This is a genomic window from Hominimerdicola aceti (genome assembly GCF_025567495.1).
Lineage (GTDB): Bacteria > Bacillota > Clostridia > Oscillospirales > Ruminococcaceae > Hominimerdicola > Hominimerdicola aceti.
The window spans coordinates 228,070-242,676 of sequence record NZ_JAOQJZ010000002.1 but is presented as its reverse complement, the minus strand read 5'-3'; the positions used below and the strand labels follow the sequence as shown (position 1 = coordinate 242,676).

Sequence of the window (14,607 nt, the reverse complement as noted above, 5' to 3'; positions counted from 1 at the left end):
TTTGAACTTAACACAGAATAACGCACCTGTGTATGAGGCTTTAAAAAAACATATGAGGAACAGAGTGGTGCGTCTTGATGTACCTGGTCACAAGGGCGGAAGAATGAATAAAGAGCTTCGTGACTTTTTGGGCGTGGATTGTCTGAAGTGCGATGTGAACTCCATGAAGCCACTTGACAACCTTTGTCACCCTGTTTCTGTGATAAAAGATGCTGAAATGCTTGCCGCTGAGGCTTTTGGTGCAAAGCACGCTTTCTTTATAGTAAATGGTACTACTGCTGCAGTTCAGACGATGATATTTACAAGCTGTAAGGCAGGAGATAAGATAATAATGCCGAGAAACGTTCACAGAAGTGCTATCAATGCACTTGTTGTGTGTGGTGCTATACCTGTTTATGTAAACCCAGGCACAAACAAACAGCTTGGAATACCTCTTGGAATGTCCGTAAAGGACGTTGAAAAAGCTATCAAGGAAAATCCTGATGCAAAGGCTGTTTTGGTGAATAACCCGACTTATTACGGAATTTGCTCTGATATAAAAAGCATCGTCAAGCTTGCCCATGAGCATGGTATGTTGGTGCTTGCGGACGAAGCACATGGCACTCACCTTTATTTTGGTGAGGGTCTGCCTTGCTCTGCAATGGCGGCAGGAGCAGATATGGCGGCAGTATCAATACACAAAACAGGAGGAAGCCTAACACAGTCATCGCTCCTTCTTTGTGCAGACACTGTTTCAGAGGGTTACGTAAGACAGATAATTAACCTCACTCAGACCACGAGCGGCTCTTATCTGCTTATGGTATCACTTGACCTTGCAAGAAAAAATCTTGCGCTCAACGGCAAGGAGCTTTTTAAAAAGGCAGTTGACTATGCCGATTATGCAAGGGAAGAGATAAATAAGATAGGTGGCTATTATGCTTTCGGTCGGGAGCTTGAAAACGGTGACGATATCTTCGCATTTGACAGCACAAAGCTTTCCGTTCACACAAGAGCCATGGGATTGGCAGGTGTTGAGGTCTATGACATTCTCCGTGACGATTACGACATTCAGATAGAGTTCGGTGATATCGGAAATATACTTGCTATAGTTTCCGCAGGAGATAGAGAGCTTGAGATAGAGCGTTTTATATCCGCACTTTCCGAAATTAAAAGGCTTTATTCAAAAGACCCGTCAGGAATGTTTGACCACGAATATATCAATCCTATCGTTGAGATACCGCCGCAGCAAGCTTTCTACAGCGAAAAAAAATCAGTGCCTATCGAAGAAAGCAACGGTATGATATGTGGAGAGTTTGTTATGTGCTATCCGCCGGGAATACCTATCCTTGCCCCTGGTGAAAAGATAACTTCCGACATACTTAATTATATCGCATACTGTAAAGAAAAGGGCTGTTTTCTTACAGGTACGGAGGATCTTGAGATAAACAACATAAACGTAGTGGTAAATTCATAGAGAGGAGATACATTTTATGGATCTTTGGTTTACTGAGAAACATACGGACGATGTTAATTTCACCATTCGTGTAAAAAAACAGCTTTATTCTAAAAAAAGCTATTATCAGGAAATAGACGTTTTTGACACATATGAGTTCGGCAGGGTATTAGTGCTTGACGGCTTTATAATGCTTACCGAAAAGGACGAGTTCATCTATCATGAAATGGTAACTGCAGTTCCTATGGCGGTCAATCCTGAGATAAAAAAGGTGCTTGTTATTGGTGCGGGGGACGGTGGAACTATCCGTGAGCTTTGCAGATATAACACTATTGAAAAGATAGATATGGTGGAGATAGATGAGCAGGTAGTAAATGTGTGCAAGGAGTATCTTCCACAGACAGCCTGTGCATTTGACGACCCTAGACTTACCCTCTATATTGAGGACGGTCTGAAATTCGTTCGCCGCAAGGAAAATGAATATGACCTTATTATAGTTGACTCCACCGACCCGTTTGGACCGGGAGAGGGACTTTTTACAAAAGAATTTTACGGCAACTGCTCAAAGGCGCTCACAGATCAGGGAATATTGATAAACCAACATGAAAGCACTTATTATGATTCCTATGTGGATATGGTAAAGCGCACACACAGAAGAATAGGCAGTGCGTTCCCAGTTTCAATGGTCTATCAGACACATATACCTACCTATCCGTCGGGTCATTGGCTTTTCGGCTTTGCCTCGAAAAATCTTCACCCTATATATGACCTTAAGGCTGATGAGTGGAAAAAGTTCGGCATAAAGACAAGATATTATAACACAGAGCTTCACAAGGGCTGTTTCGCACTGCCGAATTACGTCCTTGATGTACTTGAGGACTGTGACTAAAGGAGAGAAGTATGGAAAAGAATGTTCATACCTTTATAGGCTGTGACTGTGAATATGATGAAGCAAAGATAGTCCTTTTCGGCGCGCCATATGACAGCACAACTTCATTCAGACCCGGCACAAGATTTGCAAGCTCTGCAATGCGTAATGAGAGTTTCGGCATTGAGACTTATTCACCATATCAAGATAAGGACCTTCTTGACGTAAACGTATTTGACAGCGGCGACCTTGAACTGCCATTTGGAAATCCTGAGGGCGCACTGAGGGATATCCAAAGTCGTACATCAGAAATACTTGATGACGGCAAAGTGCCTTGCATGATAGGTGGCGAACACCTTGTCACTCTCGGTGCGGTTAGAGCTGTGGCAGAGAAATATCCAGATCTGCATATCGTTCACTTTGACGCTCATGCCGATCTGAGGGACGATTACCTTGGAGTGAAAGAGTCACACGCCTGTGTGCTTCATAGATGCTGGGATATTGTGGGCAACGGAAAGATATATCAATTTGGCATCAGAAGCGGTGACAGGGACGAGTTCAAGTTTGCGAAAGAGCATACTTTTATGGAAAAGTTCGGCTTCTTCAGACTTGACAGCATAGTAAAAAAACTTCAGGGAAAGCCTGTTTACTTTACACTTGACCTTGATGTGCTTGATCCTTCAGAGTTTCCCGGCACTGGTACTCCAGAGGCAGGCGGAGTTACTTTTAAGGAGCTTATGTTCGCAGTGGAGGAAGTTGCAAAGCTCAATATCGTAGGTTTTGATGTGAACGAGCTTTCCCCTGTTTACGATCAGACAGGACGTTCAACAGCACTTGCCTGCAAGCTGCTGAGAGAGATACTTTTGTATTTTTATAAGTAAATAAGTATATTTGATAAAATAGAAAGGAATGATCTAATATGTCAAGAGCATTGATAATCGGTGCAGGCGGAGTTGCAGGTGTAGTTATACACAAGTGCTGTCAGAACAGCGAGGTATTTACTGATATCTGTATCGCCAGCAGAACAAAGTCAAAGTGCGATAAATTCAAGGAGGAGCTTCAGGATAAGACAAAGACAAATATCACAACTGCACAGGTGAACGCAGACAACGTGCCTGAGCTTGTGGCTCTTATGAAAGAATATAAGCCTGATATTTGTATCAACGTGGCTCTGCCTTATCAGGATCTCCATATCATGGACGCTTGTCTTGAGTGTAAAGTAGACTATGTTGACACAGCAAACTATGAGCCTGAGGACACTGCAAAGTTTGAATATAAGTGGCAGTGGGCTTATAGAGAGAGATTTGAAAAGGCTGGTATCACAGCGCTTCTCGGATCTGGCTTTGACCCAGGTGTAACAGGCGTTTTCTGTGCATATGCTCAGAAGCATTATTTTGATGAAATAAATTATATAGATATCCTCGACTGCAACGGAGGCGATCATGGCTATCCATTCGCAACGAACTTCAATCCTGAGATAAACATAAGAGAAGTTTCCGCAAAGGGCTCTTATATTCAGGACGGCAAGTGGGTAGAAACTGAGCCAATGGAGATAAAGAGAGTTTATAATTTCGATCAGGTGGGCGAAAAGGATATGTATCTTCTTCACCATGAAGAGCTTGAATCACTTGCACTCAACATCAAGGGTATCAAGAGGATTCGTTTCTTCATGACATTTGGTCAAAGCTATCTCACACATCTTAAGTGCCTTGAGGACGTGGGCATGACATCTATCGAGCCTATTGACTTTGAGGGCAAGAAGATAGTACCGCTACAGTTCCTTAAAGCAGTTCTTCCTGATCCAGCTTCACTCGGTCCAAGAACAAAGGGTAAGACAAATATCGGTTGTATCTTCCAGGGCAAAAAGGACGGCAAGGACAAGACATATTACGTTTACAACGTATGCGATCATCGGGAGTGCTATAAGGAAGTCGGTTCACAGGCTATTTCCTACACAACAGGTGTGCCTGCAATGATAGGCGCAATGATGATACTCACAGGCAAGTGGAAAAAGCCGGGCGTACACAATATAGAGGAGTTTGATCCGGATCCATTCATGGACGCACTTAACAAGTGGGGTCTGCCTTGGACAGAGAACTTTGATCCTGTTCTTGTTGACTAATAGGAGAACAAAAAATGAAGATCGAAGAAGCTTTTGCGAGATATCTCGGACAAGAGGTGCTTGTCTATACAGTTTCGCAGGGAGGCTCGCTTTCATCAGTTATAGACTGCACGCTTGAAGAGATAGGCGATGGCTGGGTAAGAGTTACTCAGGGTGATGACAGAAACGAAAGTATCGTGAATACAGCCAATATCATCAGGATAAGAGAGTATCCACGAAACAAAAACGGCAAAAAGAAAATGGTTTTTGATTAAAGGTGACGAAAAGTGAAAACCAAAACAAAAAAAATGATAGCACCAGTTGTGATAGTTGCTTTGATATCTATTTATTATATAGCTATTGGCGTTATTTTTGCATATATGAATGGTGTTCCTATGCTTGCAAAGATAATTGCTCTGGTAGTTCCTGCATTGCTGTCAGGCGTTGCGATAACGGTGCTTATTCAGCGTATAAAAGAAATAAAGAAGGGCGAAGATGATGATCTTAGTAAATACTGATTATATTTCTGGCAAAAAGCTTGAAATGCTTGGGCTTGTCAAAGGCTCAACTATCCAGACCAAAAATGTCGGAAAGGATATCATGCAGAGCTTTAAAAATCTTGTTGGCGGAGAACTTACAGCCTATAATGAGATGATGAATGATGCAAGAGCTCTTGCTACGAAGAGAATGGTGGTTGAAGCTGAACAATTGGGTGCTGATGCAGTAGTTAATATAAGATATGCTTCATCTGCTATTGCGGCAGGCGCGGCTGAGGTCATTGCATACGGAACAGCAGTAAAATTTATGGGGGACGAGTAAATGATATTGATGATAGACGATGTTAAAATGGTAAATGCTGATATGTTTTACCCATATGTCAGCAAGGCGCTTGCTCATGATATGGATTCTATAGCTAACGGCGACAAGCTTTATGAGAAGCTCTGTGAAGTTGAAGAGCCATTGGAAATAATGATACATGACTTTGACGATATTCCTGAGGAGAGTCTTGAATTTGCCAAGGGTGTTCTTAGTGTTTTTATGGACGCAAGAATGAAAAACAAAAATATTACAGTAAACTTTATCAACGATGGTTCATATAGATGAGCTGTGGAGGAAAAGAATGTTTGATATTTCTAAGGTGAAAACACCTTGTTATGTTGTTGACGAAGCAAAGCTTCTAAAAAATCTGACTATCTTGGATAATGTCATGGAGAAAACGGGTTGTAAAATACTTTTGGCACAGAAAGCTTTTTCCATGTATAGCACATACCCTATGATATCACAGCACTTGAAAGGCACTACCGCCAGCGGTCTTTATGAGGCAAAGCTTGGCAGGGAAGAGTTTGACGGAGAAGTTCATGTTTATTCTCCTGCATACACAGAAAAGGACATGAATGAGCTTGTTCAGATATGCGATCATATCGTGTTCAACTCACCAAAACAGTGGCAGAAATTCAAGGGCATTGTTGAAAAAAGCGACAGGAAGATATCCTGCGGAATAAGGTGCAATCCTGAGTATTCGGAGATCGAAACGGATATCTACAATCCATGCTTCAAAAATTCAAGGCTCGGAACAACTTTAGATAATTTTGATGACAGTCTTATTGATGGCATAGATGGTCTGCATTTTCATACTATGTGTGAGCAAGGCTCTGATGTGCTAAAAAGAACGATACCACATATTGAGGAGAAGTTCGGAAAGTATCTTTACAATATGAAATGGATAAATCTTGGTGGTGGACATCACATAACCCGTGATGACTATGATCTAGATACCCTTATCGAGTGTGTGAATTATCTACATGACAAATATGGTGTTCAGGTCTATCTCGAACCGGGCGAGGCTGTTGCACTCAATGCAGGTTATCTTGTTTCAGAGGTGATAGACACGGCTAAAAACGGCATGGATCTTGCTATCCTTGACGCATCAGCAGCCTGTCATATGCCTGACGTTCTGGAAATGCCTTACCGACCGAATATCATCGGCTCAGGGCAGGCAGACGAAAAGCCTTACACCTATCGTCTTGGCGGTCCGACCTGTCTTGCAGGTGACATAATCGGGGATTATTCCTTTGATAAGCCGCTTAAAGAGGGTGACAGGCTTGTTTTCTGTGATATGGCTATATATTCCATGTGTAAAAATAACACTTTCAACGGAATGCCTTTGCCGTCAATATATCTCCAAAAGCTTGACGGTGAATTGGAGCTTATAAAAGAGTTCGGCTATGATGATTTTAAAATGAGATTATAAGAAAAAGCGGTCTGATTTTTGGTCAGATCGCTTTGTTTATGTTTTATTTATGCAAGGCAGTGTTTTTCGATTTCTTTCATAACGCTGTTGTCATTGTTTGAGCCTGTCATGAAATTTGCTACCTTTTTAATAGACTCATGAGCATTTGACATTGCAAAGCTGTAGTAAGAATTGTTGAGCATATCAACATCGTTAAGATAATCGCCGAAAGCCATGGTTTCTTCGTATCGTACTCCAATGCGGTTTTCTATGGTTCGCAGTGCAGTGCCTTTTGTTACACCTTTATTCATTATATCCGTCCAGTATTTACCTGAAAGCTGCACGTTGAAATTTTCGCCGAAGCGTTCTTCGAGCTTGCAGTAGCCGTCATTTTCAATGCCGCTTTCTTCAAAAACGGCTATCTTGAAAATATCATCGTCAACAAGGGTGAGATCATCCATCTTTACTTGATTTACATAGTATGAAGCTATTTCTTGGTGCTGACTATCATTTCTTGAGTTATGCCATGTGCCATTTTTTCCGCAAAGAAGGACTGTAAGTCCTAATTTGTCGCAAAATCTAACAGCTTCTTTAACGGTATCCTTTGGCAACACTGAAACCGAAAGAAGTTTTCCTTTATCAACAACATATGCACCATTGTCGCAAATAAATGTCATGTCGTCAAGATATTCAGAAAACTGTTTTTTTAGCGTGCAGTAGCTTCTGCCACTTGAAATAACAAATCTGATATTTTTATTAAACAGCCGTTTTACTATGTTGTCAAAATTTTTGGGAAGCTGCTTGTTATCGTCAAGCAAAGTGCCATCCATGTCAGTTGCAATAAGTTTTATCATTGTTTTCCTCCGTGATCATTGTTATGCTCAGACATTCATATTATAATGTATTTCTATACTATTTTCAATTATTTTTGATTTTTGACAAAAAACTTTGTCGATTTTAATATATTTATTCCATATAAACAAAAGCACATTGAGATTATTGTACAGTTAAATTATTTGAATATACATAAAATGTAAATTGTTTTACGCGATTATTACAAAAGTGAAAAATAGCTGAAATTTCAGCTTAATTTGTTGACATTAAGGTTCAATGGGAGTAAAATATACTTTGTTCAAGGAATATTGCCCTTAAATTAGTTGGCTTGTTTGAGGAAAGTTTTGTGTATTTCACTGAAAAGGTTTTAATATGCTTGACTTTTATCAGAAAAAATTATACAATATTCTTTGCGACTGAATAAAGTAAATTGAAAAGGAGATATAAATGAATAAGGTCATAACAAAGATCCGCAGCGGAATAGGCGGATATCTGAAGGATAACATCTTGTTTCTAACATTTGTATTTGCATCTGTTCTGAATGGATTTCTTCTTAGAGCATTTACTGTTAAGTTTAATTACAGCCAGATAAAACCGCTCATGGCTGATATAGCAGTTATACTGTTGCTTGCTCTAATTTCATATGTGTTTAAAAAGCCAAGAAAGCAATTTGTATATTTGCTTGTACTCACCATAATTTTTTCTATTCTTTGTACGGCAAATTCTATATACTATACAAATTATAAGTCGTTTATCTCAGTGTCGCTTATTTCAACAGCTTCACAGCTCGGCGGAGTAATGGACGCTGTTACTGAGAACATCATGGAACCAAAGGATCTTATTTTCCTGTGGGATATCCCTGTGATCATAGTTGTGTACATACTTCTTAAAAGGCGTACAAGAGATTATATCACCGAGGTCAAGGAAAAGAGAAAGCGCCGTGGATATGCTCTTGGAACATTTTGTGTTTCCATAGGTCTTGCAGGAATATTTTGCTCAACACTTACCGGCACTGATTATTCAAGACTTGCTAAGCAGTGGAACAGAGAATATGTTCTTGGCACTTTTGGTCTTTATACATATCAGTTCAGCGATGTTATTTCCTGCACTCATGCGAAAATAAATATGATGTTTGGTTACGAGGAAAGCGAGGAGGTTTTTAATAAGTTCTATGACGATAAGTCAAAGACTGAAGAAACTTCCGAAAAGAGTAACAAGTACACAAATATTTTCAAGGGTAAGAACATTATAGTTATCCATGCTGAAAGTTTTCAGCAATTCTGTATGGATACATATATAAACGGAGAAGAGCTTACACCTAATATGAATAAGCTTGCGAGAGAGGGTCTTTATTTCTCAAATTTCTACGCTCAAGAGAGCGTGGGAACAAGCTCAGATAGCGAGTTTACCTTTGCTTCTTCACTTATGCCAGCTTCAAGCGGTACAGTTGCCATCAACTATTGGGACAGAGATTACACAACTACCCAGAAAATGCTTAAGAAGAAGGGCTATTATACTTTCAGTATGCACGGCAACAACGGCTCTTACTGGAACAGACTTAATCTGCATCATTCCCTTGGTTATGATGATTTCTTTAACTATAACAAAGATTTTAACATTGATGAAACTATTGGTCTTGGTCTGTCAGACAAATCGTTCTTCAGACAGGCAGTTCCAAAGATCGATAAGATAAACAAGGAGCATGATAAGTGGTATGGTGCGTTCCTTATGCTCACAAACCATACGCCGTTTACTGACATTGAGCGTGTGAGCGACTATGAGGTAGATTTCAAGTATAAGATGTACAACGAAGAGGACGGGATGTATGAGGAAAAATCTGCACCGTTCCTTGAGGGTACAAAGCTTGGATCTTATTTTAAGTCTGTTCACTATGCAGATCAGGCTATCGGTCAGTTCATGACAGAACTTGATAATGCAGGACTTCTTGATAACACTGTAGTTGTTATTTATGGTGACCATGACGCAAAAATAAAGGCAGAGGAGTATGACCGATATTTCAACTATAATCCATTTACTGATTCTGTTCTTACTGAGGATGACGAGGGCTATGTTCCTGTTGACGATTTCTACTACAATCTTAACAGAAAAGTGCCGTTCATAATATGGTCGAAAGACGGCGGATATGAGCCTACAGAGGTCAAGCAGATAATGGGTATGTATGACGTTCAGCCAACACTTGGAAATATGTTTGGCTTCTCAAATGTCTATGCACTTGGTCATGATATCTTTTCTGTTGCTGATAACGAGGAAAATGTTGTTATCTTCCCAAACGGCAATTTTGTAACAGATACTGTTTACTATGATAGCCAGAAAAACACATATTTTGATCTTACGGATTACAAAAATGTGGCAACGGCGGTGTCATGCAATCAAGTATATAAAGATGATCCTAACCCAGTGTATATGGACGACAATCAGGGTCTGTTCAAGACCACTGTGAATGAAACGTACTGTCAGGATTCTTGTAACGCACGAATAAACGATGGTGTTGTGGACGAGGATTATATCAGTAACTATTCAAATTATGCCGAGGAGCGAATTAACATTTCCAATGCTATAATCTACTATGATATGATATATAAGACCGACCACGGTTTCAGTAACAACAATATGAACAGTGACAATTCATCGTCAGGTGATAATTCTGTTTTTGCACCGCCTGAGAATAAGAGAACATTTGGCAGACACGCTGCATAATAAAAATCGGAGCAGAGTATGACACTCGGCTCCGTTTTTTTGTTGTATCTTAAAAAGCATAAAAAAAAGACTAGCGAAGCTAGTCGATTTTTTGGAATATTCAAGCATTAAGCTCTTTCTACCTTACCTGAACGCAGGCATCTTGAGCAAGCGTAAATGTGACAAGGAGTGCCGTTTACAACAGCTTTAACTCTCTTTACATTTGGCTTCCAAGTTCTGTTTGTTCTTCTGTGTGAGTGTGATACCTTGATACCAAAAGTAACGCCCTTACCGCAGATCTCGCATTTTGCCATTACGCTGCACCTCCTTTACCCTTAAAAATGCAATACTATTATTCACAATATTAAATATTATAGCATAACTGAAAAGAAATTGCAAGAGCTTTTTGAGATTTTTTTTGAAATTTCCGTAAAATCGTATATATTTATAGTTTTCGATTAAAAATAAAGACAAAATGCCTTGAAATTTCATTGAAAATAGTGTATAATTACACTTGTGGTTTGTGTAATTTTGTTTTGAAATGACAGGAGGTCATGAAAATATGGATCCGCAGAAAATTCTTGATTACGGTGCAAAGCTCATCGTAATTTTCATGTGTATACCTATCCATGAGTACGCTCACGCATGGGCGGCAACAAAGCTTGGGGATGATACCCCTCGTTATCAGGGTAGACTTTCCCTTAACCCTCTTGCACATCTTGACCCTATTGGTGCATTGTGCATATTCTTCATAGGTTTTGGTTGGGGTAAACCTGTTCAGGTAAACCCTATCAGGTTTAAGAATTACAGGAAGGGCATGGCACTCACGGCAGCCGCAGGTCCTATCTCAAATATCATAATGGGACTTATCGGAATAGTTCTTTATAAGCTTTTCTATGTTCTTTATATAGTGCATTATTCTATAGCTCTTTACTATGTGTCGCTTATATTATATTATTTTACAGCTATAAACGTGGGACTTGCAGTGTTCAACCTTATACCTATCCCGCCGCTTGATGGTCAGAAGATACTTTCTTACTTTACAAGCAGTAAGGTAGATCGCTTTATGGCGCAGTATCAGAACTATATCGCTATTGCATTTATGATACTTGTTGTAACAGGCGTTCTTGATACGCCTATAGGTTGGTTGCAAAATGGTATGTTCTGGATAATGGATAAACTTACGTTCTGGGTTGACCCTATACTAAAAGCGATATTTTTGAAATAAAACTGTTCATGAAAGGAAAAACGTAAATGAGTGCTGCTCAGTTCAAGCTGGATATGTTTGAAGGACCGCTTGACTTGCTTCTTCACCTTATCAGCAAGCACAAACTGAATATTTACGATATTGAGATATCCTTGCTCCTTGAACAGTATATGGACTATATCAATGATCTTGACCACGAGGATTATGAGGATGCCGCTGATTTTCTTGAAATGGCGGCACGCCTTATATACATAAAGACCTGTTCGCTTCTGCCTCATGACGAGGAGTCAAAAGAGCTTAAAAAAGAGCTTGAAGGCAGGATCATCGAGTATTCTCTGTGCAAACAGGCGGCACAGACTCTCCGTGAAGTTTACGTTGGCGACCTTGTTTTTATAAGGACGGCGATAAAGCTTCCTGTAAACAAGACCTATACCCGTGAGCATGACCCTCAGTGCCTTTATGACGCTTATATGGGCATATCAAAGAAAGCCCGTGAGAGCGTTCCGCTGAAAGCGAAGATGTTCGAGCCGATAGTTTCACATAAGATAGTATCGGTCACATCGAAGATAATCCATGTCCTTAAAAGACTTTATAAGCATGGTGAATGCGATATGGGCGACCTTTATGACGGCATGACGGAGAAAAGCGAGAAAGTCGCTACTTTTCTTGCTATATTGGAGCTTACAAAGTCTGGCAGGATATTTCTCAATGACGATAACTCAAAGATTTTTTTCAACAAGGCTTCAAAGAACGGAAAAGTCGAGTCCGACTTCGATAAGCCTGTTGTTATCGAAAGCGAAACGACAGAAGCTGTCCCCGAGCCTGAGCCTATAGAAAATATACTTGACGATGAGCCTGCAGATGAGATAGAAGAAGTTGCAGATGTTGACGCAGAGCGTGAAGAAGCTTCTCAGTCAAAGCGGTATATATCTGCAAAATCCGAGCGCATATCAGGTGAAGTCATTGCGGCGTATGCTCCTGTGAAGTCAGCTGAGGAGGTTATGGCTGAAATGGAGAAGATATCTGAAAAGATAGACAGTGTTGATGTATATACCGAGCCTGTTTTGGCGAAGACAGAGCCTGAACAGCCTGTTGAAGCCGCTATGGAGGAAATTAAGCTCTTAGAACAGCTTAAGGATATCACCCCTGATACTGTATTCAAGCCGAACTATTGGGCAAAAAGAAGATATTATTGGGGATATTCACCTGTGGGCGATGACGGAGACAATAATTTCTGGTGCTACGGATAAAATAAGAAAAGGGATAATCTATGGAACATTCAAATATACAGGCAGCCGTCGAGGCTGTGCTTTTTGCAAGCGGAGAGCCTGTGGAGAGCGAGAAGCTATGTGAGGCAGTTGGTATTGTCAAAGATCAGCTTGAGGAAGCTCTTGGCTCTTTGGCGGATAAATACAGCAAGGCTGAAAGCGGAATTACGCTTCTGAGCCTTAATGGGTCATATCAGCTTGCCACAAAAGAAGAGCTTGCGACATTCATAAAGGCGGCTTTGGAGATAAAGAAAAACTCTGTTCTTAGCCCTGCGGCAATGGAGGCGCTGACAATAGTCGCATACAATCAGCCTGTAACAAAAGGCTTTGTCGAACACGTCAGGGGAGTTGACTCCTCGGGAGTTGTAAATTCACTGGTGGACAAGGGCTTGCTTGCTGAGGCTGGCAGACTTGACCTGCCTGGCAGACCTATTGCATACAAGACGACGGACAATTTTCTCCGTTGTTTCAGGCTGTCAAGCCTGGACGATCTGCCGCCTATCCCTGATAAGCAGGAGCAGATAACCATTGATGAGATAACAAAAGAGAATGATACGGAAGAATAAAGTATGACCGTGAGGGGAGATGATAACGATAATTGTTTTATGGATACTGCTTGGTATTATAGCGGTTATTGTTATCCTGCTGCATTTTTCCATTACGGCACAGATAGATCTGAATAAAAAAGGCTTTGATCTTAGAGTACGGTATATGTTTTTTGACATTTATCCACGAAAGCCTAAGAAGAAAAAACAGAAAAGATCAAAAAAAGCTGAACTGCCTGAGGATAGTTTTGATGATTTTGAGGAGTTTGAGGACAATATTGAAGAAAGCTTACCTGTCCCACAGACTGATGATACGCCTGATAAAACAGGAGAAGTGTCCGAGCAAATTATTGAAGCTAAGCCTGAAAAAATAGAAAAGAATGAAGCAGATGAAAATGTCAGCGTGACTGGTGCAGAGGACAAACCCGAGAAAATAACTGTGAAGCAGGAGAAAAAGGGCTTTGCCGGAAAGCTTTTTCATAAAAAGGATAAGGGTGAAAAGAATCCGGTTTCCAAATCTAAAGAAAAGAAAAAAAGCAAGTTCTATGAGCTGAAAGCGCAGTATAAAAAGGTGAAGCCTTATATTCCAATGGGCTGGAAATATTTCAAAAAGCTTCTGAAAGCTATACGCTTTACAGACACAAGGATAGTTCTTGACGTTGGAAAAGAGGACGCTTACGAAGCGGCTATGCTATACGGCAAGGTGCAGGCAGGGCTTTTCAATACCATTGCAATACTTGCGGGTGTTTTTACAGTAAAGCTTAAAAAAGCTGATGTGAACTGCATTTTTGATGAAAAAAAGTTCGGATATGACGTTCATACCTTAGTCAGGGTAAGACCAAGCACTTTGATAGCAATAGGGTTTTGCACGGGTGTTAATTTTCTTAAAATATATCTTTCAGGCAGACGTAAGAAAAAGCGTGCTGCCAAGCGTCGCAGTAAAGAGCTTGCGGCTAAGAAGAATGAAGTTAAAGCAACAAATTGAAATACGAAAGGTTGAGAAAAATGAGCGAAAGTACAAAGATCGAGGGACTTGTTAAAACTGCAATGGACAAGGTCCGTGAAATGGCAGACTGCGAAACTGTTGTGGGCAAGCCTATCGTTACCGCAGATGGTACTACTATAATCCCAGTTTCAAAGATATCAGTGGGCTTTGCGTCGGGTGGATCCGACTTGCCAACAAAAAGCACAAAGGAAACGTTCGGCGGTGGCTCAGGCGGAGGAGTAACTATCCAACCTATCGCTTTTATCGCTGTTTACAAGGGTGAAGCAAAGCTTTTACAGCTTTCAATGAATGCGACAAAGGAAAACGCTATCATAAATATGGTACCTGAGGTAATAGATAAGATAACAGATTTTCTTGGCAAAAAGTCTGACGACGAGGACGAAGACGAGGAATAATTTTACTGAATTTTAAAAGTGTAA

17 protein-coding genes are annotated in these 14,607 nt (G+C 40.5%); 15 read left to right on the top strand and 2 right to left on the bottom strand.

The window, feature by feature from the left end; translation table 11 throughout:
- The first annotated feature begins 1 nt into the window (after position 1).
- Genes OCV57_RS03310 through nspC form a run of 9 tightly spaced genes read left to right on the top strand, consistent with a single transcriptional unit; the run spans position 2 to position 6,652 of the window.
- Entirely contained in the window at positions 2-1,453 is a 1,452-nt protein-coding gene (locus OCV57_RS03310; protein WP_038671728.1) for an aminotransferase class I/II-fold pyridoxal phosphate-dependent enzyme, read from the top strand.
- A gap of 16 nt (positions 1,454-1,469) precedes the next feature.
- Entirely contained in the window at positions 1,470-2,321 is an 852-nt protein-coding gene (gene speE / locus OCV57_RS03305) for a polyamine aminopropyltransferase (protein ID WP_038671730.1), read from the top strand.
- Positions 2,322-2,332: 11 nt separating this feature from the next.
- Entirely contained in the window at positions 2,333-3,181 is an 849-nt protein-coding gene (speB, locus tag OCV57_RS03300; RefSeq protein ID WP_267300436.1) for an agmatinase, read from the top strand.
- Between the two features lie 38 nt (positions 3,182-3,219).
- Positions 3,220-4,422, top strand: coding sequence for a saccharopine dehydrogenase family protein (locus OCV57_RS03295; RefSeq protein WP_267300435.1), 1,203 nt, complete (start codon positions 3,220-3,222; stop codon positions 4,420-4,422).
- 14 nt (positions 4,423-4,436) lie between these two features.
- The gene (locus OCV57_RS03290; protein WP_022288394.1) at positions 4,437-4,676 is read left to right on the top strand and encodes a hypothetical protein; all 240 of its coding nucleotides are present in this window, start codon (positions 4,437-4,439) and stop codon (positions 4,674-4,676) included.
- A gap of 12 nt (positions 4,677-4,688) precedes the next feature.
- The gene (locus OCV57_RS03285; protein WP_022288395.1) at positions 4,689-4,919 is read left to right on the top strand and encodes a hypothetical protein; all 231 of its coding nucleotides are present in this window, start codon (positions 4,689-4,691) and stop codon (positions 4,917-4,919) included.
- Complete coding sequence (locus tag OCV57_RS03280) at positions 4,900-5,220, top strand: YbjQ family protein (RefSeq protein WP_038673184.1); 321 nt, start codon at positions 4,900-4,902, stop codon at positions 5,218-5,220. Before OCV57_RS03285 ends, OCV57_RS03280 begins: the two co-directional genes overlap by 20 nt.
- Positions 5,221-5,505, top strand: coding sequence for a hypothetical protein (locus OCV57_RS03275; protein WP_046439728.1), 285 nt, complete (start codon positions 5,221-5,223; stop codon positions 5,503-5,505).
- Positions 5,506-5,521: 16 nt separating this feature from the next.
- Positions 5,522-6,652: a carboxynorspermidine decarboxylase gene (gene nspC, locus OCV57_RS03270; protein ID WP_138337484.1), complete on the top strand. Its 1,131-nt coding sequence runs from the start codon at positions 5,522-5,524 to the stop codon at positions 6,650-6,652.
- Between the two features lie 47 nt (positions 6,653-6,699).
- Here the strand turns inward: nspC and OCV57_RS03265 are convergent, their stop codons facing one another.
- Positions 6,700-7,485 (bottom strand): HAD family hydrolase, encoded by a 786-nt coding sequence (locus OCV57_RS03265; RefSeq protein WP_267300434.1) that lies wholly within the window; start codon positions 7,483-7,485, stop codon positions 6,700-6,702.
- A gap of 427 nt (positions 7,486-7,912) precedes the next feature.
- Between OCV57_RS03265 and OCV57_RS03260 the strand changes: the two genes are divergently transcribed.
- Positions 7,913-10,183 carry an LTA synthase family protein gene (locus OCV57_RS03260; protein ID WP_267300433.1) on the top strand — a complete coding sequence of 757 codons (2,271 nt, stop codon included), beginning with the start codon at positions 7,913-7,915 and terminating at the stop codon, positions 10,181-10,183.
- Between the two features lie 107 nt (positions 10,184-10,290).
- Here OCV57_RS03260 and rpmB read toward each other — a convergent pair whose 3' ends face one another.
- Positions 10,291-10,476: a 50S ribosomal protein L28 gene (rpmB, locus tag OCV57_RS03255; protein WP_022288401.1), complete on the bottom strand. Its 186-nt coding sequence runs from the start codon at positions 10,474-10,476 to the stop codon at positions 10,291-10,293.
- A 248-nt stretch (positions 10,477-10,724) separates the two neighbouring features.
- Here rpmB and OCV57_RS03250 point away from each other — a divergent pair, with 248 nt between their 5' ends.
- The 5 genes from OCV57_RS03250 to ytfJ are packed head-to-tail and all read left to right on the top strand — an operon-like array spanning position 10,725 to position 14,583.
- Complete coding sequence (locus tag OCV57_RS03250) at positions 10,725-11,390, top strand: site-2 protease family protein (RefSeq protein ID WP_038671741.1); 666 nt, start codon at positions 10,725-10,727, stop codon at positions 11,388-11,390.
- Between the two features lie 26 nt (positions 11,391-11,416).
- A complete protein-coding gene (locus OCV57_RS03245) occupies positions 11,417-12,619 on the top strand; it encodes a segregation and condensation protein A (RefSeq protein ID WP_138337493.1) in 1,203 nt (400 codons plus the stop codon).
- A 20-nt stretch (positions 12,620-12,639) separates the two neighbouring features.
- On the top strand, positions 12,640-13,203 hold the full coding sequence (scpB, locus tag OCV57_RS03240; RefSeq protein WP_046440628.1) for an SMC-Scp complex subunit ScpB: 564 nt from the start codon (positions 12,640-12,642) through the stop codon (positions 13,201-13,203).
- Positions 13,204-13,222: 19 nt separating this feature from the next.
- On the top strand, positions 13,223-14,167 hold the full coding sequence (locus OCV57_RS03235; protein ID WP_267300432.1) for a hypothetical protein: 945 nt from the start codon (positions 13,223-13,225) through the stop codon (positions 14,165-14,167).
- 20 nt (positions 14,168-14,187) lie between these two features.
- Positions 14,188-14,583: a GerW family sporulation protein gene (gene ytfJ, locus OCV57_RS03230; protein ID WP_022288406.1), complete on the top strand. Its 396-nt coding sequence runs from the start codon at positions 14,188-14,190 to the stop codon at positions 14,581-14,583.
- The last annotated feature ends 24 nt before the right edge of the window (positions 14,584-14,607 follow it).